Raw genomic sequence first — 22,928 nt, forward strand, 5'->3', positions numbered from 1 at the left:
GCGGCACGACCGGGGACGGGATCAGGCCGTCGGGCTGGCGGACCCCGCGCGGCGCCGTCGGGCCGGCTTGGTGGTGGCCGCCACGGGCGGGGTGTTCACCAGCGGCTCGGCGGTCCGGTGCGGCGCGGTCTGGGACACCATCGCGATGAAGTCCCCCACCTGCCGGTACACCTCGCGGCTCTCGTAGGCCCAGGGCAGCAGGAACGGGAACACGTGGAACATGTGCTCCACCTCGTGCGCCTGGTAGGGCACCCCGGCAGCGCGCAGCCGCTCCACGAAGTCACGGATGGCGTCGCGGAACACCTCGTCGCCGCCGTAGGAGACGAACGTGGGCGGCCACAGCGACAGGTCCTGCACCAGCAGGTCCACCGCGGGGTCCTCGGCGCTGTGCCCGTGCAGGTACGGATTGGTGGGCACGTTCCACGGCAGCACGTCCAGGGCGGCGTTCTCCCGCACCGACGGCTTGCTCAGCCTCAGGCTGACCTCCGGGGAGAACAGCACCACCGCGTCCGGCAGCCGCACCCCGCTCAGCACGCACGCGTTGAGCACGCTGCCCGCCAGCCCACCACCGCCGGAGTCGCCGGCCACGAACAGCCGGTCGTCGGGCACCCCGGCCTTCAGCAGCGCCCGCATGACGGCGAGGACGTCGTCAGTGGCCGCCGGGTAGGGAAACTCCGGGGCCAGCCGGTAGTCCGGCGCAAAGACCTGGCACCGGGTGACCCGCGCCAGGTGCGCCATGAACACCGAGTACATGGTGGGCGAGGTGCCGATGTAGCCACCGCCGTGCAGGTAGAGGAGCGTGCCCCTGGGGTCGGACTGCGTGCTGCGGAACCACATGCCCGGCACCCCCGCCACGCTGCTGTGCTCGGCGTGCACCCCCTGCACCGCCACGAACGGCGGCAGCGCGACCTGGCTCAGGTCGTCCAGCACCTTCTCCAGCGCACGGAACTCGTCGATCGGCAACGAGGTCATGTACCCCATCAGCGAGCGGACCAGCTCTCGGGTGGTGGCCACCGCGACGTTGCGCACCGGGCCCTCCGGTCCGCTCCACGGCCGCCGGCAGGCGGTGCGGGCGAAGGCCGAGAGGAACGCCCCTCCCAGCCCGACGGTGTCGATCGCCGCGATCGGGGTGCTCGCGACCTGCACCCCCGGCCTCGATGCCATGACCATGGCCGCCCCCCTCGCTCGTTTGTCCACGGTAACCCCGTCCCCGCCGCTGCTCAGGGGCTGTGCGAGCCCTGGACGGGCCGCCCCGGGCGGACCGACAATGCGCTATGGACCAACCGAGCCCGCGCACCCCGCCGCACAGCAGCACCGAGGTCGACAACGCCCTGACCGCGGTGCGCGCCGCCTGCCTGGGGCTGCCGGAGGTCTCGGAGCGGCTCAGCCACAGCAGCCCGGCGTTCTTCGTCCGGGGCAAGAAGACCTTCGTCATGTTCCTGGACAACCACCACGGCGACGGGCGGCTGGCCATCTGGTGCGCGGCTCCAGCCGGCGTGCAGGAGGAGATGGTGGAGACCGAACCCACCCGGTTCTTTCGCCCGCCCTACGTAGGCCACCGCGGCTGGCTGGGTGTGCACCTCACCGAGGTGCAGTCCCCCGAGCTGGACGCGATCGTGCGCGACGCCTATCGCACCGTCGCGCCCCGCACCCTGGCCGCCCAGCTGGACGACTGAGCGCCCGGCCCACGCAGCCGCATACTGGATGAGGTGGCGGCCCGGGCGGGCACCAGACGACCGGACCGATGGTCACGCACAGCAGCGGGAGCCGGTCGTCAGAGCGTCACCCCGCCCATGTCGGAGGTGGCTCATGCCCGCACAGAACTGGCTCCCCCGCCCCACCAACGGTCAAGGACGCAGTCGGTGGGTGGCGCTGGCGGTGCTCGCCGTCGGGCTGTCGATGATCATCCTGGACGCGACGATCGTGAACACCGCGCTGCCGGTGCTCATCGCTGACCTGAACCTCAGCCTGGACCTCGCCCAGTGGGTCAACAGCCTCTACACCTTGGTGTTCGCCTCCCTGCTGCTCACCACCGGGCGCCTGGGCGACATGTTCGGCCGGCGGCTGTTCTTCGCCCTCGGCGTGCTGGTCTTCATGGCGGGCAGCGCCCTGGCCTCCGCCGCGGACGGCGGCAGCTGGCTGCTGTGGGCACGCCTGGTGCAGGGAATCGGCGGGGCGCTGGTCCTGCCGTCCACCCTCTCGGTGGTCAACGCCACCTTCCGCGGCCGCGACCGCGTCATCGCCTTCGCCGTATGGGGCGCGGTGATCTCCGGGATGGCCGCCGTCGGCCCGCTGCTCGGCGGCTGGATCACCACCCAGTTCACCTGGCCGTGGATCTTCCTGGTGAACCTGCCCATCGGGGCGCTGGTGCTCCTCGGCACCTGGTGGGTGGTGCCGGAGTCACGCGATCCCGCTCGGGGCCGGGGGCTGGACTACGGGGGGCTGGTGCTCAGCATCATCGGCTTCTCCACCGTCATCTTCGCCATCATCCAGGGCCCCAAGCTGGGCTGGTGGACGCCGACGGCCGAGCTGCGGCTGCTGGGCCTCACCTGGCCGGCCACGGCGGCGCTGTCCGCGGTGCCGGCGTGCGGGCTGGTCGGGGTGGTGGCGCTGGCCGCGTTCGTCGGCTGGGAAGCCCTCCTCGGCCGGCGGGGTAAGTCGGTGATCCTCGACCTGAGCCTGTTCCGGCTGCCCACCTTCAGCGGCGGCACCCTCACCGCCACCATGATGTCCGTCGGCGAGCTGGGCGCCCTGTTCGTGCTGCCGCTGTACCTGGTGAACGTGCTGCGCCTGTCCACCCTGGGGGCCGGCTACGTGCTGGCCATCATGGCCGTGGGCACCTTCCTCGCCGCTGGGCTGTCCCGGCGCCTGGTCTCGCTGATCGGCGTCGCCTGGACGGTGGTGATCGGGCTGGTGGTGGAGATCGTCGGCATCGTGGCGGTGGCCCTGGTGCTCAGCGCGACGGTGCCCACCTGGCAGGTGACCGTGACGCTGCTCGTCTACGGCTTCGGGCTGGGCCTGACCACCGCCCAGCTGACCGGGCTCACGCTGTCGCAGGTCCCCGCCGCGGAGTCCGGCCAGGGCTCGGCCACCCAGAGCACCGTGCGCCAGCTCGGTGGCGCCATCGGCACCGCGGTGGCCGGCACCATCCTCTCGGTGGGGGTGGCCAGCGCCGGCGCCTCCCGCCTGGAGGAGCAGGGCGTGGCGGCGCCCGCGGCACAGGACCTGGCCGACGCCGCCCGCAGCTCCGCCGGCGGGGCGATCAGCGCCCTGCGCGAGCAGGGCACCACCGGCGAGCTGGGCCCGCGCGGCCCGGAGGTGGTCACCGCGCTGTCCGAGGGCTTTGCCGACGCCTCCGCCTACGCCCTCTACGGCGGGGCGGGTTTCCTCGCGCTCGGCCTCCTCGGCGCGGTGGCGCTGGCGCTGCGCCCCCGGGCGGGACAGGAGCCGAGCAGGGGCAAGGAGGCGGCGAGCAAGCACTTCACCGTCCACCCCACGGTGCACACCGCCTGAGCGGCGTGGCACTAGCCGCCGAACGGACCGTCCTCGGGCAGCCGCAGGTCCGGCTTGTCCAGCTCTTCCACGTTGACGTCCTTGAAGGTGATCACCCGCACGCTCTTGAGGAAGCGGGCCGGCCGGTACATGTCCCACACCCAGGCGTCGGCCATCCGCAGCTCGAAGTAGACCTCGCCCTCGGAGTTGCGCGGGTGCACCTCCACCGAGTTCGCCAGGTAGAAGCGTCGCTCGGTCTCCACCACGTAGGTGAACTGCGCCACGATGTCCCGGTACTCGCGGTAGAGCGACAGCTCCATCTCGGTCTCGTACTTCTCGAGATCTTCCGCACTCATTGCTGTGACGCTCCTGCTCGTTGGTACCGGATGGCCGCTTCAGCCTTCGTCCCCATCATGGCGCACATTCGATCGCCAGACTCCCCGCGGCGACCAGCGTGGCCGTCCCCGCGCGGGCTGCAGACACATTCGCATACGACATCCGGTGCTGCACACACGGACCCAGTGCCCGCATGGCCCGCGCGTGTGCCGGGGTGGAGTACCCCTTGTGCGCCGCGAAGTCGTAGCCAGGCAGCTCGGCGTCCATCTGCACCATGATCCGGTCGCGGGTGACCTTGGCCAGCACGCTGGCCGCGGCGATGCACAGCGCCGTGGCGTCCCCTCCGATCACCGGCAGCGAGGGGGCGGGCAGCCCCGGCACCCGGAACCCGTCCAGCAGCACGTAGTCCGGCGGCACGGACAGCGCGCACACGGCTCGACGCATGCCCTCGATGTTCATCACGTGCACGCCCTTGGCGTCGATCTCCTCGGCCGGGATCACCACCACGCTGCTGGCCACCGCCACCCGCTGGATCACCGGGAAGAGCCGCTCGCGGGTGGCCTCGCTGAGCTTCTTGGAGTCGGTGAGCCCGTCCAGGCGGGGCTGCGGACCCGGCGGCAGCACGCAGGCGGCCACCACCAGCGGACCCGCGCAGGCCCCCCGGCCGGCCTCGTCCACCCCGGCCACGTGCTCCAGCCCGACGCGCTGCAGGGCCGCCTCCAGCGTGCGCAGGCCCTGCGACGGCCGGACCAGGGCCCGCGGGGGCCACTTCTGTGCCTTCACCACTGAGTGCTCACCGCTGTCGTGCAGAACCCTGTCGTTCGGAGTCCCGGCGGGCGGCACCCAGGCGAAGCCCGGCCACCGGCAGCACTGCCAGCGCGCCCACCCCGAGCGCGCCCAGCGGGCCCGTGCCCTGGTCGTCGGCCGGCTGCGGGGCCGTGACGCTGGCCTGGGCCATGGCGCTCGCCTCGGCCGTGGAGGTGATGGTGGGCGAGTCGATCACCTGCCACCGGGACAGCGGCGAGACGATCAGCCAGGCCTTGCCGAGCACGTTGTCCACCGGCACGGTGCCGCGGGCGTCGTCGGCCACGTGGTAGCGGGAGTCGGCCGAGTCGCTGCGGTTGTCCCCCATCACCCAGAGGTTGCCCTCGGGCACGGTGACCGGCTCGAAGCACCGCGCCGACTGCACCGGGGTGGTGCAGTCGAGGACCCCGGGGACGAACTCGAAGTCGTTGACCACGTAGGGCTCGGTCAGCGGCTTGCCGTCCACCAGCACCCGGCCCTCGGCGTCGCAGCACTCCACCGTCTGCCCACCGGTGGCGATCACCCGCTTAATGAAGTCGCGCTCGTCCGGCGGCGCCAGGCCCACCAGCGAGCCGAACTGCTGCAGCCCGCGCACGACGACGTTGCTGGAGCGGTTGCTGGTGAAGTCGTTGTCCCAGGACTCCGGACCACGGAAGACGATCACGTCGCCCTGGCGCGGCTCGTGGAAGCGGTAGGTGATCTTGTCCACCAGCACGCGGTCGTTGGTGCAGTCCACGCAGCCGTGCAGGGTGGGCTCCATCGACTGCGACGGGATCACGTACACCCTGGCCACGAAGTTCTGGATGACGAAGCTCAGCGCCAGCGCCACCACGATGAGGATGGGCAGCTCACGCCAGAAGGAGCGCTTCGGCTTCTGCTTGGTCTGCTGGTCGCCGCCCTGGCCACCGTCGTGCTGGCCGGTCTGCCGGCGGCGCCGCCACGGCCGAGAGCTCTCCGCGGTGGGTGCATCGTGCTCGTCGTCAGACACGGGTCAAGGCTAGAGCACGCCACGCCGCCCGCTCACGGACGGCGGGAGCCGATCGGTGTCAGCGCGGTGCGTCCGCGGCCCGGGGCTCGTGCGCGTCGATCACCTGCCAGCGCCCCACCGGCAGCACCACCAGCCGCGCACGGCCCACCACGTCGGCCACCGAGATGGGTCCGTGCACCCGGGAGTCGGCCGAGCTGCTGCGGTTGTCCCCCATCACCCACAGGCTGCCCTCCGGCACGGTCACCGGGTCGAAGCAGCGTCCCGAGCGCAGCGGGGTGCTGCAGCTGGCCTCCCCGGTGGGAAACGGGAAGTCGTTGACCACGTACGGCTCGGCCAGCGGCTGATTGTCCACCACCACGTGCCCCAGGTCGTCGCAGCAGTGCACGGTCTGCCCGCCGGTGGCGATCACCCGCTTGACGAAGTCGCGCTCGTCCGGTGGCGCCAGCCCCACCAGGGACCCGGCCTCCTGCAGCAGGCGCAGCGCGCCGTTGCCCGAGCGGTCGGCCTGGAAGTCGTTGGTCCAGCTGGGCGGGCCGGTGAAGACCACCACCTCGCCGGAGGTGATCTCGCCGAAGCGGTAGGTGAGCTTGTCCACCACCACGCGGTCGTTGGAGCACCCCGGGCAGCCGTGCAGCGTGGGCTCCATCGACGCCGACGGGATCACGTAGACCCTGGCCACGAAGTGCTGCACGGTGAGGCTGATCAGCAGCGCCACCACCAGCAGCACGGGCAGCTCACGCAGAAACGACCGAGGCCGACCCGGTGTGCGGGTCAACCTCGGTCGTCTGCGCCGGCGCTCCGAGACCGTCTCCTGCGGGGCAGGCTCGGTGTTCTCGGGCGACGCGGCAAAGAAGCTGTTGTCGCTGTAGACCCCGGGCACGGAGGAAGGCTAGCCCCTCCCCGGCCCACAAGGCCTGTAGGTCAGCGCTTCTCCTTGATCTTGGCGGCCTTGCCGCGCAGCTCGCGCAGGTAGTACAGCTTGGCGCGACGCACGTCACCGCGGGTGGCGACCTCGATCTGGGCGATGTTGGGGCTGTGCACCGGGAAGGTGCGCTCCACGCCGACGCCGAAGGAGACCTTGCGGACGGTGAAGGTCTCGCGGATGCCACCGCCCTGACGACGGATGACGACACCCTTGAAGACCTGGACCCGCTCGCGGGTGCCCTCGATGACGCGCACGTGCACGTTGAGGGTGTCGCCGGGGCGGAACTCCGGAATGTCGCTGCGCAGCGACTGGGCGTCCAGGGAGTCCAGGGTGTTCATCGGTGGTCCGTCCTCAAAGTAGTGACGTCGGCAGGTGGGTCGCGCACCGAGGTGCACGCCGCGCTCCCTGCTCGGTAATTTCGGGCAATGGAATGAGTCTCGAGATTGCTGCCTGCACGAGGCAACCACTCAAGTGTGCCAGACGGCCCCCCGCTCCGCGAAACTGCGGGGTCCCGCGACGAGGCCCTAGCCGCCCCGGACCGGATCGCCGTCAGGGACTGCGGGCAGGCCGAGCTGCTCCCGGGCGGCCGCGTCGAGCAGGTCCGGGCGACGCTCGGCCGTGCGACGCAGCGACTGCTCGCGCCGCCAGGCCGCGATCCGGGCGTGGTCACCGCTGCGCAGCACCGCGGGCACCTCCAGGTCGCGCCAGGTCTCCGGCCGGGTGTAGCTGGGGCCCTCGAGCAGCCCGTCGGAGAAGGAGTCCTCCAGCGCCGACTGCTTGTTGCCCAGCACCCCGGGCAGCAGCCGCACCACGGCCTCCACCATCACCAGCACCGCGACCTCGCCGCCGATGAGCACGTAGTCGCCGAGGGAGACCTCCTGCACGCGCATCCGGCGGGCGGCGTCGTCCACCACGCGCTGGTCGATGCCCTCGTAGCGCCCGCACGCGAACACCAGTCGCGGCTCGGTCGACCACTGCTGGGCCAGCTGCTGGGTGAACGGGATGCCCGCCGGGGTGGGCACCACCAGCAGCGGGGGCGGGTCGCCGGCGCACACGTCGTCCAGCGCCGGCCCCCACACCGTGGGCTTCATCACCATGCCCGGCCCGCCCCCGTAGGGCGAGTCGTCCACGGCCTTGTGCACGTCGTGGGTCCAGTCCCGCAGGTCGTGCACGCCGACCTCCACCAGGCCGCGCTCGATCGCCCGGCCCAGCAACGACGTCCGCAGCGGCTCGAGGTACTCGGGGAAGATGGTGACCACGTCCACCCGCACCGCTCAGACCTCCAGCAGGCCGTCGGGCGGGTCGATGGTGACGGTGCCCGCCTGCAGGTCCACCTCGGTGACGATGGCTGCGACGAACGGCACCAGGTGCTCCCCCTTGTCCGCCCCGGCCGGGCGCACCGACAGCAGTTCGCCGCCCGGGGTGTGCAGCACCTCCCGGACGGTGCCCACCGCGGAGCCGTCCGCCAGCACCACCGACAAGCCCTCGAGCTCGTGGTCGTAGAAGGCGTCGGGCTCGTCCGAGGGCGGCAGCTCGGCGGAGTCGACGAGGAACAGCGTGCCGCGCAGCTCGTCGGCCGCGGCGCGGTCGGCCACCTCTTCCAGACGCAGCAGCAGCCGCCCGGAGTGGTTCCGGGCGGCTGCCACCGTGTAGCTGGCACCCTGCTTGGCACGGGGCTTGCGCCCGTGCAGCACGGTGCCGGCAGCGAAGCGCTCCTCCGGGTCGTCGGTGCGTACCTCGACGACCACCTCGCCGTGCACGCCGTGAGCGCGCGCGACGCGGCCGATGACCAGCTCCACTACTTGTCCCTGCTTCGTTGCTGAACCGCTGGAGTGCTCAGCGGTCGGTGTCGACGACGTCGACGCGGACGCCGCGACCACCGATGGCGCTGACCAGGGTGCGCAGCGCCGTGGCGGTGCGACCACCACGGCCGATCACCTTGCCGAGGTCGTCCGGGCTCACGTGCACCTCGATGGTGCGACCCCGCCGCCCCGTCACCATGTCGACGCGGACGTCGTCAGGGTTGGAGACGATGCCGCGCACCAGGTGCTCCACGGCGTCAGCGACGACGGTCACTTCGCGTCGGCGTCCTTGGCCTCGGTGGCCTTGGCATCTGCGGCCTCGGAGTCAGCCTTCTTGGCCTTCTTCTTGGGCGTGGTGGCCTCGCCGGCAGGCTCCTGGTCGGCCTGGGCGAGCGCCGCCTGGAAGAGCTCCAGCTTGGAGGGCTTGGGCGCGGCGGTGCGGAGGGTGCCCTCGGCGCCGGGCAGGCCCTTGAACTTCTGCCAGTCACCGGTGATCTTCAGCAGCGCCTCGACGGGCTCGGTCGCCTGCGCGCCGACGCCCAGCCAGTACTGCGCCCGGTCGGAGTCGATGTCGATGAGGCTCGGCTCCTCCTTGGGGTGGTACTTGCCGATGGTCTCGATGGCGCGGCCGTTGCGGCGGGTGCGCGAGTCGGCGACCACGATGCGGTAGTGGGGCGAGCGAATCTTGCCGAGTCGCATGAGCTTGATCTTGACAGCCACGAAGTAGTGCTCCTAGCAGTTGGTCACGGTGCAATTCAGCGATGCGCACGAGCGTGCCCATCCGGTTTTGCAGTTGGGGGGTGTGACCGCCCCGCCAGGTCACAGGTGGCCTGGCGCGGCGAGCAGCCTCCCATCTTGCCACGTTGCCCCGCGACAGCCGAATCCCGGCCTGTCGCCGCGCTGGGGCGGGTGGGCGCGCTCAGGCGTGCCGGCGTCCCCGCAGCAGCACGTGCGCCGGGCTGCGCAGCACGTCCAGGTCGGTGCGCGGGTCGGTGTCGTACACCAGCAGGTCCGCCGAGGCGCCGTGCTGCAGCGCGGGGCGGCCCAGCCAGGTGCGCGCGTCCCAGCTGGCCGAGCCCACGGCGTCGTGCGCGCTGAGCCCACAGCGGTGCAGGGCGACGACCTCGTCCACGATGCGGCCGTGCTTGATGCCGCCGCCGGCGTCGGTGCCCGCGTACACCGGCACGCCCGCCTCCACGGCGCTGCGCACCGTCGCACCCACCCGGGCGTGCAGGTCGCGCATGTGCGCGGCGTAGCGCGGGTACCTCGACGCCCCGTCGGCGATGGACGGGAAGTTCTCGATGTTGATGAGGGTGGGCACCAGCTCGGTGCCGTGCTCCACCATCAGGTCGATGACGTCGTCGGTGAGCCCGGTGCCGTGCTCCAGGCAGTCGATGCCCGCCCGCACCAGCCCGGGCAGCGCCTCCTCGCCGAAGACGTGCGCGGTCACCCGGGCGCCGGCGTCGTGGGCGGCACGGATCGCCGCCACCAGCACCTCGTCGCTCCAGAGTGGAGCGAGGTCGCCGGTCTCCCGGTCGATCCAGTCCCCCACCAGCTTTACCCAGCCGTCTCCGGCGGCGGCCTGCGCGGCCACTGCCTCGGGCAGCAGCGCCTCGTCGTCCAGCTCGATGCCGAGGGTGGGGATGTAGCGCTTGGGCCGGGCGAGGTGGCGGCCGGCGCGGATGATGCGCGGCAGCTCGTCGTGGGCGTCGAAGCCGCGGGTGTCCACCGGCGAGCCGGCGTCGCGCAGCAGCAGCACCCCGGCGTCGCGTTCGGTCTCCGCCTGCGCGTAGGCCTCGTCCAGCTCCACCGGGCCCTGCGGGCCGATGCCCACGTGGCAGTGCGCGTCCACCAGCCCCGGCAGGATCCACCCGGAGGTGCACAGCGTCTCCGCGCCGGCCACCGGCTCGGTGCTGATCCGGCCGTCGGCCACCCACAGCTCGGTGGGCTCGCCGTCCGGCAGGGCCACGCCCTGCAGGTGCCACCTCGGCGCTCCCCCCGCCACGGTCACTTCTTCGGTGACTTGGGCAGCTTCAGCTGGGAGGGGTCGAACCCGGCCAGGCCCGGCGGGAGCTCGTTGATCGACCCGGCGGGACCGGAGCCGGCCAGGCCCGGCAGGTCCAGCCCGGCGGGCAGGCCACCCGGCATGCCCGGGAAGCCACCGCGCACCTTGGGCTGGGTGGGCCCGCGCCCGCCCTTCTTGCCCTTCTTGCCCTTCTTGCCGCGCACCGCCTTGCGCTGGCCGCCACCGGAGCCGGGCAGGCCGAAGCGACCGGACATCTGGGCCATCATCTTGCGGGCGTCGAAGAAGCGGTCCACCAGCTGGTTGACGTCGGAGACCTTGACGCCGGAGCCGTTGGCGATGCGCAGCCGGCGGGAGGCGTTGATGATCTTCGGGTCGGCCCGCTCGGCCGGGGTCATGCCGCGGATGATCGCCTGGATGCGGTCCAGCTGCTTCTCGTCGACCTGGCCCAGGGCCTCCTTCATGTCGCCCGCCCCGGGCAGCATGCCCAGCAGGTTGGCGATGGGCCCCATCTTGCGCACAGCCATCATCTGCTCGAGGAAGTCCTCCAGCGTGAGCTGGCCGGATCCCATCTTCGCCGCGGTGGCCTCGGCCTGCTCCTGGTCGAAGACCTGCTCGGCCTGCTCGATGAGGCTGAGCACGTCGCCCATGCCGAGGATGCGGCTGGCCATCCGGTCGGGGTGAAAGACGTCGAAGTCCTCCAGCTTCTCCCCGGTGGAGGCGAACAGGATGGGCTGGCCGGTGACCTCGCGCACGCTCAGCGCGGCGCCACCGCGGGCATCGCCGTCGAGCTTGGTGAGCACCACGCCGGTGAAGCCCACGCCGTCGCGGAAGGCGTTGGCGGTGGTGACGGCGTCCTGGCCGACCATGGCGTCGAGCACGAACAGGGTCTCGTCCGGCTGCACGGCGTCACGGATGTCCGCCGCCTGCTGCATCAGCTCGGAGTCGATGCCCAAGCGGCCGGCGGTGTCCACGATGACCACGTCGTACTGGCGGGCGCGGGCGTCGGCGATGCCGCGCCGGGCCACGTCCACCGGGTCACCCACGCCGTTGCCGGGCTCGGGGGCGAACACCGGCACGCCGGCACGCTCACCGACCACCTGCAGCTGGGTGACGGCATTGGGGCGCTGCAGGTCGCAGGCCACCAGCATCGGGGTGTGGCCCTGCTTGCGCAGCCACGCGGCGAGCTTGCCGGCCAGCGTGGTCTTTCCCGCACCCTGCAGGCCCGCCAGCATGATCACCGTCGGCGGGTTCTTGGCGTAGGTCAGCCTGCGGGTCTCGCCACCGAGGATGGTGACGAGCTCCTCGTTGACGATCTTGACGACCTGCTGTGCCGGGTTCAGCGCGCCGGAGACCTCCGCGCCCTTGGCGCGCTCCTTGACCTTGGCCACGAAGGCACGCACGACGGGCAGCGCGACGTCGGCCTCGAGCAGGGCCAGGCGGATCTCGCGGGACGTGGCATCAACGTCCGCGTCGGAGAGCCGGCCCTTGCCACGCAGGTCCTTCAGCGTGCCTGTCAGTCTGTCGGAGAGGGATTCGAACACCGAGCGCGCTCCCGTTGCAATTGCTGGGCGGGGGTCCCCCCGGCGGTGACGCCGGGCGGGTTGGTGACGACAGCCTAGTCGGCCCACCTCACCCCGGGTGTTCCGCGCGGGCCCGCACCACCGGACGGCACCCGCGCGCCCCCCGTCGGCCCGCCGTAACGAACACTGGTGTCACGAATGTTGTTAGGTTGGGCGTCATGCCTCACTCCGAGCCCTCTGACCTCAGCGGACGCCGCGTCCTCATCTCCGGAGCCGCCCGCGGCATCGGAGCCGCGCTGGCCCGGCGGCTGCACGAGCGCGGGGCGCGGGTGGCCCTGATCGGCCTGGAGCCGGCGCTGCTCGCCGAGGTGGCCCGCGGCTGTGGGGACGCGCCCTGGCTGGAGTGCAACGTCGCGGTGCAGGCCGAGGTGGATGCCGCCGTCGCCGAGGTGGTGCAGCGCCTCGGTGGACTGGACGTGGTGGTCTCCAACGCCGGCGTGGCCGCCCAGATGCCGATGCTCGGGGGCGACCCGTCGGTGCTGGAGCGCACCCTGCAGGTCAACGTCCTGGGCACCTACTACCTGCTGCGCGCGGCGGGCCCGCACATCAGCCACGACCGCGGCTACGCAGTGGCGGTGTCGTCCCTGGCGTCGGCCGTGCAGGCCCCGCTGCTCGGCGCCTACAGCGCCTCCAAGGCCGCGGTCGAGGCGCTGGGCAACACCCTGCGGGTGGAGCTGGCCGCCTCGGGCGCCAAGGTCGGCCTGGCCTACTTCGCCGAGCTCGACACCGACATGACCAGCCGCGGGTTCGGCACCGAGGCAGCCACGGCGCTGAGCAAGAAGAAGCCGCTGTCCAAGGTGGCACCCCTGTCGCTGGGCGTGGACGCCCTCGAGCGGGGCATCGCCCGCCGCTCCCGCCGGGTGGTGGCGCCTGGCTGGGTGGGACCGGTGCTGCACATCCGCTCGCTGGCCCAGCGGGTGACCGACCGCGCCACCCAGAACGGCCTGCAGGACAGCCTGCGGATCGCGCGCACCGAGAACGCCCCGCTCACCACCGCCCAGCCCGGCGACCACGCGTGAGCACGCCCCGCGTCGCTCCCGGTGGCCGCACGGACATCGGGTTCGCGACCTGGGGCTTCGCCCAGCTCGCTGGGCTCACCGCGGGCACCTCTGCCCCACACCTGCTCACCACCCTGGGTCGCCACCGCCGGCTGTTCCGCGGCTGGCTGCACTTCGCCGGGAGGCTGATGCCCGGCGGCACCCTCCCCCGGCGGGAGAGCGAGCTGGTGATCCTGCGGGTGGCCCACCTGCGCGGCAACCGCTACGAGCACGAGCACCACGTCCGGCTGGGCCGCCGCGCCGGAGTCACCGACGCTGACCTGCAGCGCGTGGCCGACGGCCCCGACGCGCCGGGCTGGTCGGCCCGCGAGCGCACCCTGCTGCACGCAGTGGACGCCCTGCACACCCACCTGGACCTCGACGACGCCACCTGGGCCCAGCTGCGCGGGCACCTGGAGGAGCCGCAGTGCATCGAGCTGTGCCTGCTGGTGGGTCACTACGAGATGCTGGCCACCACCATCACCGCCCTGCGCATCCAGCCGGACGAGGCGCGACGCCGGCTGCTGCCGGCCGCGCTCCGTCCCCGCCGGCTGCCACGCACCGGCTAGCCTCGCCGCACGGTGACGTGCACCACAGTCAGGGGGTCGGCGATGGGCGCTCGGGTGGTGCAGTGGAGCACCGGCAACGTGGGCCGGCACGCGGTGGCCGGTGTGGCCGCGCACCCGGAGCTGGAGCTGGTCGGCGTCTGGGTGTCCGACCCCGCCAAGGTGGGCCGCGACGCCGGGGAGCTGGCCGGGCTGGACACCGCGCTCGGGGTGCCCGCCAGCAACGACGCCGCCGAGCTGCTGGCGCTGCAGCCCGACTGCATCGTCTACACCGCGATGAGCGACAACCGGCTGTCCGAGGCACTGGCGGACCTGACCGGGTTCCTGCGTGCCGGGATCAACGTGGTGGCCAGCGGGCCGGTCTTCCTGCAGTACCCGGTGGGCGTGCTGCCGCCGGAGGTCTACGAGCCACTGAGCCGAGCCGCGGCCGAGGGCGGCGCCTCGTTGTTCGTCAACGGCATCGACCCCGGCTTCGCCAACGACTGGCTGCCGCTGGTGCTCACCGGCACCTGTCGGGAGATCGAGCAGGTGTGGTGCTCGGAGATCGTGGACTACGCCACCTACGACAACCCCACCGTGCTGTTCGACATCATGGGCTTCGGCCGGCCGATGGACGAGACGCCGATGCTGCTGCAGCCCGGGGTGCTGTCGCTGGCCTGGGGCAGCGTGGTGCGCCAGCTGGCCGCCGGGCTCGGGGTGGAGCTGGACGAGGTCACCGAGGTGCACGAGCGCCTCCCCGCCCCGGAGACCTTCACCATCCGCTCCGGCCCCATCGCCGAGGGCACCGCAGCCGCACTGCGCTTCGCCGTCCGCGGCATGGTGGACGGGGCCGCGGTGCTGGTGCTCGAGCACGTCACCCGGCTGCGCTCCGACCTGGCGCCGCACTGGCCCCAGCCGGCCGGACCGGAGGGCAGCTACCGGGTGGAGATCACCGGCGAGCCCAGCTACACCCTGGACCTGGTGGCGCACTCGCCCACCGGGGTGCACAACGACGCCACCCTCAACGCCACCGCGATGCGGCTGGTCAACGCGATCCCCGCAGTGGTGGCCGCGGCCCCCGGGCTGCGCACCGCTCTCGACCTACCGCTGGTCACCGGCCGGGGGATGGTCCGTCCGCGCCGCTAGCCGGAACTTCGCCGGGCGCTCGGTCGTTGACCTCGCACCGCCGCTGCCGAGGAGGAGTGCCCCATGTCTGTCGCCAGCCCAGCCCGCACCCCCAGCCCCTCCGCCACGGCCGAGCTCGACCGGCAGCTGGACCGGCTCGTCGACGCTGGCTTTCCCACCCTCGCCGGGATCACCGAGGACCGGCTGCGCACGCTGGCCGCCCCGCTGCGCGAGCACCTGCCCGCCGAGCCCTTCGTGCTGGTCACCAACCGGGAGCTGCTGGCGCCGGAGCGGCTGGTGGAGCTGGCCCGGCTGAGGGCCAAGACCGGCTTCACCACCATGGCAGCGGACGACCTGGCCCGGTTCGTGCCCACCGCCGACGTCGAGCTGCCCGAGGCACCGCTGTACCTGCTGGTCGACGTGGACGCCGGGGAGGAGACCCGCAACGTCCGCCCCGACGACGCGCTCAGCACGATCCTGGGAACTGGGCGCACGCCGCTGGCCCTGGAGGAGGGGCTGGCCGTGGCGGTGCAGCACCCGGAGTGGCTGCGCGAGCGCACCTGTTTCCAGATGCTCGGCTCCCGGGCCGGCGACAAGCGGGTCACCGGGGTCTGGGTGAGCAAGGGCGCGCCGCGACTGGGCTGGTGCTGGGGCGGCAACCCGCACACCTGGCTGGGCATGGCCTCAGCCGCCGCTCGCATCGGCTGACACGGCACCCGCAGGCTTACGCTCAGGCCTGTGACCACGCCTTTTGGCCCTGTCCCCCTCACGCCCACCGCGTTCCTGGACCGCGCCCGGGTGGTGCACACCGACCGGCTGGCGCTGGTGGACGGCGACGTCCGGCGCACCTACGGCGAGCTGGCTGAGCGATGCGACCGCCTGGCCGGGGCGCTCGCCAGCATCGGGGTGCGCCCCGGCGACCGGGTGTCGGTGCTGGCGCCGAACTCGGCGGTGGCGCTGGAGGCGCACTACGGGGTGCCGATGGCCGGTGCAGTGCTGAACGCGCTGAACACCCGCCTCAGCGCCGCCGAGCTGGCCTGGATCGTCACCCACGCCGGGTCGGTGGTGCTGGTGGTGGACGCCGACCTGCTCGAGCTCGGCCGCGCCGTGCACGCGCTGGTGGACCCCGCGGTGCGGCTGGTGGTCGCCGGCGGGCCGGAGGACGGCTACGAGGCGCTGCTGGCGGCCGCGGAGCCGCTGCGGGTGCCGGTGACCGACGAGTGGTCGCTGCTGTCGCTGAACTACACCAGCGGCACCACGGGCAAGCCCAAGGGCGTCATGTACTCCCACCGCGGGGCCTACCTGCAGGCGCTGGCCATGACCGCCCAGACTGGGCTGGACGCGCGGTCGGTGTACCTGTGGACGCTGCCGATGTTCCACTGCAACGGGTGGTGCTTCCCGTGGGCGGTCACCGCGGCCGGCGGGGTGCACCACACGCTGCGCACCGTCGCGGCCGACACGGTGTGGCAGGCGATCCGCGAGGAGGGCATCACCCACCTGTGCGCCGCGCCGACCGTGCTGGTCGGCGTGGCGGGCTCGCCCGACGCTGCCCCGGCGGAGCGCACCGTCACGGTGTGCACCGGGGGCGCTCCGCCCTCACCTGCGCTGCTGGAGCGGATGGCCGCCCTGCGCCTGGACGTCACCCACCTGTACGGGCTCACCGAGACCTACGGCCCGGCCGCGATCTGTGACTGGCGCCCGGAGTGGGACGACCTGGACGTGGGCGAGCAGGCGCGGCTGCGCGCCCGTCAGGGGGTGGCCAACCTGGTGAGCCTGCCGCTGCGGGTGGTGGACTCCGCCGGGGCCGACGTGCCCGCCGACGCCGCCACCACCGGTGAGGTGCTGCTGCGCGGCAACAACGTGATGCTCGGCTACTACCGCGACCCGGACGCCACCAGGGCCGCCGAGCACGAGGGGTGGTTTCGCACCGGCGACATCGGCGTGCTGCACCCCGACGGCTACGTCGAGCTCCGCGACCGCTCCAAGGACGTGATCATCTCCGGTGGGGAGAACATCGCCTCCATCGAGGTGGAGCAGGCGCTGGACTCCCACCCCGCCGTGCTGGAGAGCGCGGTGGTCGCCGCGCCCGACCCCCGGTGGGGCGAGTCGGTGGCCGCCTTCGTGGTGCTGCGCGAGGGGGCTGAGGCCACCGAGCGCGAGCTGATCGACCACGTCCGTGCCCGCCTGGCCCACTTCAAGGCGCCCAAGCAGGTGCACTTCGGGCCGCTGCCCAAGACCGGCACCGGCAAGATCCAGAAGTTCCGGCTCCGCGGGCAGCTGCACGACGACGGAGCGCTCAGCGGGTGACGGCCAGCACCGCCGCGGTGAGCTCCTCGCGCAGCACTGGGGTGTCGGCGTCGCCCAGGTGCAGGCCGAACGCGTCCGCCACCGACGAGCCCATCGTCTCCACGCGCGCCCACTCGATCTGCACCCCGCGCTGCTGCAGCACGGCGGCCACCCGGTAGAGCAGCCCCGTCCGGTCGGCCGCGCGGAGCTCCAGCACGGCCGGGCCGACGCCCTCGTCCACCCAGAGCACCCGCGACTCGGTGCCGTCGGTGGCGTGCTCACCGTAGGTGGCCTCCTTGGCCGCCAGCCGCTGGGCCAGCTCGGCGTCGTCGCGCAGCGCTCGGGCCAGGTCCTGGCGCAGCAGAGCCACGTCGGGCGGGCTGCCGAAGCGGGGCGAAACCATGAAGGTGTCCACCGCGGCGCCGGCGTGCTCGCGCACCGACGCCGAGTGCACCCGCAGTGAGTGCAGGGCCAGCACGCCGGCAGCGGCAGCGAGCACGTTGTGGGCGTCCGGGGCCACCACCCGCACCAGCATGGGGGTGTCCGCGGTGGCCGGCTCCAGCGTCACCGACAGCTTGCCGGCCTCCGCCAGCGCGCGGTGCTCCGCCGAGAGCGGCTCCATCTCCGGCAGCGGCTCGCCGCGGGTCATCAGCCGGCAGCGGCTCACCAGCTGCTCCACCAGGGACGCCTTCCAGCTGCCCCACATGCCAGGGCCGGTGGCGCGGGAGTCCGCCTCGGTGAGGGCGTGCAGCAGCTCCAGCAGCACGCGGTCGCCGCCCACGGCGTCCACCACGGCCTCGATGGTGGCGGGGTCGTTGAGGTCGCGGCGGGACGCCGTCACCGGCAGCAGCAGGTGGTGGCGCACCATCGCCGACAGCGTCTGCACGTCGGCCTCGGGCAGACCCATCCGGCGGGCGATCGGCTGGATCATCGCGGCGCCGACCTCGCTGTGGTCACCGGGCAGCCCCTTGGCGATGTCGTGCAGCAGCGCGCCCACCAGCAGCAGGTCCGGCCGCGACACCCGGGTGGTCAGCGAGCCGGCGTAGGCACACGTCTCCATCAGGTGGCGGTCCACCGACCAGACGTGGGCGGCGTCGCGGGGCGGCAGGTCGCGCACCGTCGACCACTCCGGCACCAGGGTGCACCACAGGTCGGCGCGGTCGAGGGCCTCGATGGAGCCGATCACCGCCCGCCCGGTGCCCAGCAGGGCGAGGAAGTTGGCCAGCATCGGCCGCGGCCACACCGGGGCCTCCTGGGGCGGGGCATCGGCCAGCGCGTTGAGGGTGGAGCCGGCGATGGGCAGCCCGGTGCGGGCCGACGCCAGGGCCACCCGCAGCGACAGCGCGGGATCGGTGCCGGCCCGCACCCCCTTGGCCAGCGCCACCTCGCCCCCATGCTCCACCACGCCCTCGGCCAGCGGCCGGCGCACGGGGGCGCGGCGCAGGGTGGCCAGGCCGCGGCGGGGCAGCGCGCTGCGGGCGGTGCGCAGGCCCACCTCCACCGAGTAGCTGACGGTGCGGGCGGCGTCGCTGAGCTCCCGCGCCAGGGTGAAGCGGTCACCGCGGCCCAGCGCGACGGCGATCTCGTCGGCGTCCTGCGCGCGCAGCACGTCGCGGGCGCGGCCGGACACGCGGTGCAGCTCGGTGCGCACGTCCAGCAGCAGGGCGTGCGCACGGGGCAGTCCGCCGCCGGGCGAGTGCTCGCTGAGCCCGGGCGTCCGGTTGATCACCTGGGCGGCAGCCAGCGCGGAGAGCAGCTGCAGGTCGCGCAGCCCACCGCGGCCGTGCTTGAGGTCAGGCTCCACCCGGTGAGCCACCTCCCCCACGCGCTCCCAGCGCTCGTGGGCCTGCTCGGCCAGCTCGTCCAGGCGGCTGCGGATGCCGCTGCGCCACTGGGCGTACACCGAGCCAACCAGCCCGCCGGCCAGCTCGGTGTCGCCGGCGATGGGCCGCAGCTCCAGCATGCCCAGCGCCGCGGTGACGTCCTCGGCGGCCACGGCCAGGGCCTGGGCCGGGGTGCGCACGCTGTGGTCGAGCTGCACGTGGGCGTCCCACAGCGGGTACCAGAGCCGGTCGGCGATCTCGGCGATGCCGCTCGGGGCGCCCTTGCCGTGCAGCAGCACCAGGTCGAGGTCGGAGTGCGGCAGCAGCTCGCGCCGGCCCAGCCCGCCGACGGCCATGATGGCCATGCCGCTGCCGGCGGTGATGCCGAGCTCGTCGGCGCGCTGCACCAGCCAGTGCTCGTGCAGGGTGAGCAGGGCCGCGCGCAGCTCGGCGGCCGACAGCGCGTCGCCGTTGGCCAGAAGCTTGGCCCGCCCCTCGACGAGGTCGTGCACCGGGTCGTAGTCGGGCTGCATGGGTGGAGCTCCGTCCTGGTCAGAGATGTAGGCCGGTCAGCGAGGTGGGTCCGTCAGCGAGGTGGGCCAGACACGCCCACACAGGCACGGACCCCCGCCCGCCGGGCCCTCACCGGTGCGTAACCGGGAGTTCCGGCGGACGAGGGTCCGCGACGTCGTGCAGGGAGGCTGGTCACCGTGGACGCGTCACAGCGCGTCCGGGCCCCGCTCACCGGTGCGCACCCGCACCATGGTCTCCACCGGGGAGGACCAGACCTTGCCGTCCCCGATCTTGCCGGTGCGCGCGGCCTCGACGACCACGTCGATGACCTTGTCGGCCACCGAGTCGTCCACGACGACCTCCACGCGCACCTTGGGCACGAAGTCCACCGAGTACTCGGCACCGCGGTAGACCTCGGTGTGGCCCTTCTGCCGGCCGTAGCCCTGGACCTCGCTGACGGTCATGCCGAGCACGCCCAGCTGCTCGAGCGCAGTCTTGACGTCTTCGAGCGTGAACGGCTTGATGATCGCCGTGATGAGCTTCATGATCAGGCCTCCTTGCTGGCAGATGCTGCCAGGATCGAGTTCGGCTTTGACTGTCCCCCGGTCATGCCCAGTGCACCACCACTGATCGGTGCAAGGTCGTAGCCGGACTCAGCGTGCTGCGATTCGTCGATCCCCATCATCTCAGCCTCGTCCTCCACGCGGAGACCCATGGTCACCTTGATGGCGAGGGCGATGATCGCCGTGACCACCAGCGAGAAGGCCAGCACTGCGCCGGCACCCACCGCCTGGCGCCACAGCTGGTCGACGCCGCCACCGTAGAACAGTCCGTCGACACCGGCCGGAGCCTCCGAGGTGGCCACCAGGCCGACCAGCAGGGTGCCGATGATTCCACCGACCAGGTGGACGCCGACCACGTCGAGCGAGTCGTCGTAGCCGAAGCGGTACTTCAGTCCGACGGCCAGGGCGCAGAACACGCCGGCGACCGCACCGATGACCAGCGCACCCAGCACGTTCACCGAGGAGCAGGCCGGGGTGATGGCGACCAGGCCGGCGACGATGCCCGACGCACCGCCGAGGCTGGTGGCGTGACCGTCCCGGACGCGCTCCACCAGCAGCCAGGCCAGCATCGAGATGCAGGTGGCGACGACGGTGGTGATGAAGGTGGTGCCCGCGGTGCCGTTGGCGCTGGTGGCGGAGCCGGCGTTGAAGCCGAACCAGCCGAACCACAGCAGGCCGGAGCCGAGCATCACGAAGGGCAGGTTGTGCGGGCGCATCGGGTCCTTGGGCCAGCCGCGGCGCTTGCCGAGGACGAGCACCAGGACCAGCGCGGCCGCACCGGCGTTGATGTGCACCGCGGTACCACCGGCGAAGTCGATGGCAGCGAGCTTGTTGGCGATCCACCCACCCGTCTCGGCGGTGACCCCGTCGAAGGCGAACACCCAGTGCGCCACCGGGAAGTACACGATCGTGGCCCACAGACCCGCGAAGACCAGCCAGGCGCTGAACTTCATCCGGTCGGCGACCGCACCAGAGATCAGGGCGACGGTGAGGATGGCGAACATCGCCTGGAAGGCGACGAAGACCGTGGCGGGCATGGTGCCGACCAGCGGGATGTTCACCACGTCGGCCGCCTCGATGCCGGCGGCAGCGTCCTCCGCGACGGCCGCGGAGCCGTTGCCGCTGATCAGTCCCTTGAGCCCGAAGTACTGGGTGGGGTCACCGATGAGGTTGCCCTTGTCCTCGCCAAAGGCGACCGAGTAGCCGTAGAGCACCCAGAGCACGCCAACGACCCCCATGGCGCTGATGCTCATCATCATCATGTTGAGCACGCCCTTGGCTCGGACCATGCCCCCGTAGAAGAACGCCAGTCCTGGCGTCATCAACAGCACAAGCGCCGCGCTGATCAGCATCCACGCGGTGTCGCCTGTGTCCGGAACGCCCATCGTCGGGAAGTTCACCTGGCTTGCCTCCTCCTGCCCCGGCCTAGGGCATGCCCCCTGGCTCTGGTTGTGAGGAGAGAGTCCCCGTTCGGTGTTTCCCCTGTGCAGCACCACTGTTGCCCAGAGATGAACGATGGGGCGCTCATGTTACGTCCGTGTTTACGGCAGTCACACAGGTTCGCCTGGTCCTCACGGCCGCGCCCGCGTCACCGGGCGCGGCGGGCTAGCCCAGCAGGGCGTCGATGAACGCCTCCGGGACGAAGGGAGCCAGGTCGTCGGCACCCTCGCCCAGGCCCACCAGCTTGACCGGCACGCCCAGCTCGCGCTGCACCTGGAAGACGATGCCACCCTTGGCCGTGCCGTCGAGCTTGGTGAGCACCACCCCGGTGACGGTGACCACCTCGGAGAACACGCGGGCCTGCAGCAGGCCGTTCTGGCCGGTGGTGGCGTCCAGCACCAGCAGCACCTCGTCCACCGCGGCCTTCTTCTCCACCACCCGCTTGACCTTGCCCAGCTCGTCCATCAGCCCGGTCTTGGTGTGCAGGCGTCCCGCGGTGTCGATGAGCACCACGTCCACGCCCAGCTCGGTGCCCTTGGCGACCGCGTCGAAGGCCACGGCGGCCGGGTCGGCCGACTCCTTGCCCCGCACCACCTCGGCGCCCACGCGCTCGCCCCAGGTCTGCAGCTGGTCGGCCGCGGCGGCGCGGAAGGTGTCTGCCGCACCGAGCAGCACGCGCCGGCCGTCGGCCACCAGCACCCGGGCGAGCTTGCCGGTGGTGGTGGTCTTGCCGGTGCCGTTGACCCCCACGACCAGCAGCACCGACGGGTGGTCGGCGTGCGGCAGGGCGGCGATGGAGCGGTCCATCTCCGGGTGCAGCTGGTTGACCAGGACCTCGCGCAGCAGGGCACGGGCCTGCTCGGTGGTGCGGACGTTGCGACTGGCGATCTTCTCGCGCAGCTCGGTGACCACCGCGACGGTGGTGGCGGTGCCGAGGTCGGCCATCAGCAGGGTGTCCTCGACCTCCTCCCAGGAGTCCTCGTCGAGGTCGCCGGCGCCGAGCAGGCCCAGCAGGCTCTGCCCGACGGCGGACTGGGAGCGCGAGAGCCGTCCGCGCAACCGGTCCAGCCGGCCCGCCGTGGGGGCGATCTCCTCACGGGGCTCCGCCGTCGGCTCCGGCGTGACCGTCTCGGTCTCGGCGGTCTCGGTCTCAGTCTCGGGTGCTGCGGTCTCGGGCGCTGCGGTCTCGGTCTCGGGTGCTGCGGTCTCGGGTGCAGCGGTCTCGGTCTCCACCGGTGCGCGCGGCGCGGCCGCGGCCGTCTCGGCGTCGGGCAGGTCGACGTTGACCAGCGTGCGGCGCTCGGAGTCGCGCGGGATCGACGCGTCGTCGCCGACCGCCGGCTCGCGCTCGGTCTCCGGAGACTCTGGAGTCTCCGGCAGGGTGGGTGCCACCGGCGACGGAGCAGGCGGAGCCGTGGACCCGCCGCTGAAGCTGATCGGTCTGTCCGCGCGGTAGCCGGTCGGGGTGGCGGTGCTCTCTCGCTGCCCCACCGAGAGGCGCACCTGACGACGACGGCGCAGCACCAGCCCCGCCACGAGCAGCAGGATGAGCAGCGCGGCTACGGCTATGACGATCCAGACCCAGGTTTCCACGAGCGCCATCGTGCCAGTCGCCGGCCGCCGAGACCCTAACGGCCCAGTGG

The 22,928-nt window shown here is 72.5% G+C and carries 22 protein-coding genes and 1 pseudogene; 7 read left to right on the forward strand and 16 right to left on the reverse strand.

The genetic code is table 11. The annotated features are described in order from the left end of the window. Nucleotides 1-21: 21 nt before the first annotated feature. On the reverse strand, nt 22-1,164 hold the full coding sequence (locus tag AC3YO9_RS12500) for an alpha/beta hydrolase fold domain-containing protein (RefSeq protein WP_489983360.1): 1,143 nt from the start codon (nt 1,162-1,164) through the stop codon (nt 22-24). A 110-nt stretch (nt 1,165-1,274) separates the two neighbouring features. Here AC3YO9_RS12500 and AC3YO9_RS12505 point away from each other — a divergent pair, with 110 nt between their 5' ends. Together AC3YO9_RS12505 and AC3YO9_RS12510 are read left to right on the forward strand one after the other, a co-directional pair. After that, entirely contained in the window at nt 1,275-1,676 is a 402-nt protein-coding gene (locus AC3YO9_RS12505; protein WP_489983361.1) for an MmcQ/YjbR family DNA-binding protein, read from the forward strand. A 133-nt stretch (nt 1,677-1,809) separates the two neighbouring features. Then, nucleotides 1,810-3,513: a DHA2 family efflux MFS transporter permease subunit gene (locus AC3YO9_RS12510; RefSeq protein ID WP_489983362.1), complete on the forward strand. Its 1,704-nt coding sequence runs from the start codon at nt 1,810-1,812 to the stop codon at nt 3,511-3,513. A gap of 11 nt (nt 3,514-3,524) precedes the next feature. On the opposite strand, the gene AC3YO9_RS12515 is transcribed toward AC3YO9_RS12510, so the two are convergent. From AC3YO9_RS12515 to ffh, 11 genes and pseudogenes are all read right to left on the reverse strand, one after another. Further along, nucleotides 3,525-3,848, reverse strand: coding sequence for a DUF2469 domain-containing protein (locus AC3YO9_RS12515; RefSeq protein WP_127782729.1), 324 nt, complete (start codon nt 3,846-3,848; stop codon nt 3,525-3,527). Nucleotides 3,849-3,903: 55 nt separating this feature from the next. After that, nucleotides 3,904-4,611, reverse strand: coding sequence for a ribonuclease HII (locus AC3YO9_RS12520; protein ID WP_489983363.1), 708 nt, complete (start codon nt 4,609-4,611; stop codon nt 3,904-3,906). A gap of 199 nt (nt 4,612-4,810) precedes the next feature. After that, nucleotides 4,811-5,620, reverse strand: a pseudogene (gene lepB / locus AC3YO9_RS12525) (signal peptidase I); the annotation flags it as partial. A 58-nt stretch (nt 5,621-5,678) separates the two neighbouring features. Further along, complete coding sequence (lepB, locus tag AC3YO9_RS12530; protein ID WP_489983485.1) at nt 5,679-6,395, reverse strand: signal peptidase I; 717 nt, start codon at nt 6,393-6,395, stop codon at nt 5,679-5,681. A gap of 146 nt (nt 6,396-6,541) precedes the next feature. Further along, nucleotides 6,542-6,883, reverse strand: coding sequence for a 50S ribosomal protein L19 (gene rplS, locus AC3YO9_RS12535; RefSeq protein WP_127782727.1), 342 nt, complete (start codon nt 6,881-6,883; stop codon nt 6,542-6,544). Nucleotides 6,884-7,069: 186 nt separating this feature from the next. Continuing rightward, nucleotides 7,070-7,816, reverse strand: coding sequence for a tRNA (guanosine(37)-N1)-methyltransferase TrmD (trmD, locus tag AC3YO9_RS12540; protein ID WP_489983364.1), 747 nt, complete (start codon nt 7,814-7,816; stop codon nt 7,070-7,072). A 3-nt stretch (nt 7,817-7,819) separates the two neighbouring features. After that, nucleotides 7,820-8,344, reverse strand: a complete 525-nt coding sequence (gene rimM / locus AC3YO9_RS12545; protein WP_127782725.1) for a ribosome maturation factor RimM — start codon at nt 8,342-8,344, stop codon at nt 7,820-7,822. 37 nt (nt 8,345-8,381) lie between these two features. After that, entirely contained in the window at nt 8,382-8,621 is a 240-nt protein-coding gene (locus tag AC3YO9_RS12550; RefSeq protein ID WP_127782724.1) for an RNA-binding protein, read from the reverse strand. Next, a complete protein-coding gene (rpsP, locus tag AC3YO9_RS12555) occupies nt 8,618-9,067 on the reverse strand; it encodes a 30S ribosomal protein S16 (RefSeq protein WP_489983365.1) in 450 nt (149 codons plus the stop codon). The genes AC3YO9_RS12550 and rpsP overlap by 4 nt, the downstream gene beginning before the upstream one ends. A gap of 199 nt (nt 9,068-9,266) precedes the next feature. Beyond that, on the reverse strand, nt 9,267-10,352 hold the full coding sequence (locus AC3YO9_RS12560; protein ID WP_489983366.1) for an amidohydrolase family protein: 1,086 nt from the start codon (nt 10,350-10,352) through the stop codon (nt 9,267-9,269). A gap of 2 nt (nt 10,353-10,354) precedes the next feature. Then, a complete protein-coding gene (gene ffh, locus AC3YO9_RS12565) occupies nt 10,355-11,914 on the reverse strand; it encodes a signal recognition particle protein (protein WP_127782721.1) in 1,560 nt (519 codons plus the stop codon). Between the two features lie 197 nt (nt 11,915-12,111). Here ffh and AC3YO9_RS12570 point away from each other — a divergent pair, with 197 nt between their 5' ends. From AC3YO9_RS12570 to AC3YO9_RS12590, 5 genes are all read left to right on the forward strand, one after another. Beyond that, nucleotides 12,112-12,972: an SDR family NAD(P)-dependent oxidoreductase gene (locus AC3YO9_RS12570; RefSeq protein WP_489983367.1), complete on the forward strand. Its 861-nt coding sequence runs from the start codon at nt 12,112-12,114 to the stop codon at nt 12,970-12,972. Further along, entirely contained in the window at nt 12,969-13,559 is a 591-nt protein-coding gene (locus tag AC3YO9_RS12575) for a carboxymuconolactone decarboxylase family protein (protein ID WP_489983368.1), read from the forward strand. Before AC3YO9_RS12570 ends, AC3YO9_RS12575 begins: the two co-directional genes overlap by 4 nt. 42 nt (nt 13,560-13,601) lie before the next feature. Continuing rightward, entirely contained in the window at nt 13,602-14,681 is a 1,080-nt protein-coding gene (locus tag AC3YO9_RS12580) for an NAD(P)H-dependent amine dehydrogenase family protein (protein WP_489983369.1), read from the forward strand. Between the two features lie 63 nt (nt 14,682-14,744). Then, nucleotides 14,745-15,368: a DUF5701 family protein gene (locus AC3YO9_RS12585; RefSeq protein ID WP_489983370.1), complete on the forward strand. Its 624-nt coding sequence runs from the start codon at nt 14,745-14,747 to the stop codon at nt 15,366-15,368. 30 nt (nt 15,369-15,398) lie between these two features. Further along, nucleotides 15,399-16,967 (forward strand): acyl--CoA ligase family protein, encoded by a 1,569-nt coding sequence (locus AC3YO9_RS12590; RefSeq protein WP_489983371.1) that lies wholly within the window; start codon nt 15,399-15,401, stop codon nt 16,965-16,967. Here the strand turns inward: AC3YO9_RS12590 and AC3YO9_RS12595 are convergent. The 4 genes from AC3YO9_RS12595 to ftsY all read right to left on the reverse strand — a co-directional run bounded on the left by AC3YO9_RS12595 (nt 16,957) and on the right by ftsY (nt 22,878). Continuing rightward, the gene (locus AC3YO9_RS12595) at nt 16,957-19,302 is read right to left on the reverse strand and encodes a [protein-PII] uridylyltransferase (RefSeq protein WP_489983372.1); all 2,346 of its coding nucleotides are present in this window, start codon (nt 19,300-19,302) and stop codon (nt 16,957-16,959) included. The two genes, AC3YO9_RS12590 and AC3YO9_RS12595, sit on opposite strands and share 11 nt — an antisense overlap. A 186-nt stretch (nt 19,303-19,488) precedes the next feature. Then, nucleotides 19,489-19,827: a P-II family nitrogen regulator gene (locus tag AC3YO9_RS12600; protein WP_127782714.1), complete on the reverse strand. Its 339-nt coding sequence runs from the start codon at nt 19,825-19,827 to the stop codon at nt 19,489-19,491. Between the two features lie 2 nt (nt 19,828-19,829). Further along, a complete protein-coding gene (locus AC3YO9_RS12605; protein ID WP_127784739.1) occupies nt 19,830-21,230 on the reverse strand; it encodes an ammonium transporter in 1,401 nt (466 codons plus the stop codon). 220 nt (nt 21,231-21,450) lie between these two features. Then, nucleotides 21,451-22,878, reverse strand: a complete 1,428-nt coding sequence (gene ftsY, locus AC3YO9_RS12610; RefSeq protein WP_489983373.1) for a signal recognition particle-docking protein FtsY — start codon at nt 22,876-22,878, stop codon at nt 21,451-21,453. Nucleotides 22,879-22,928 lie beyond the last annotated feature (50 nt).

This window comes from Rhodococcus sp. Z6_132, assembly GCF_058133635.1.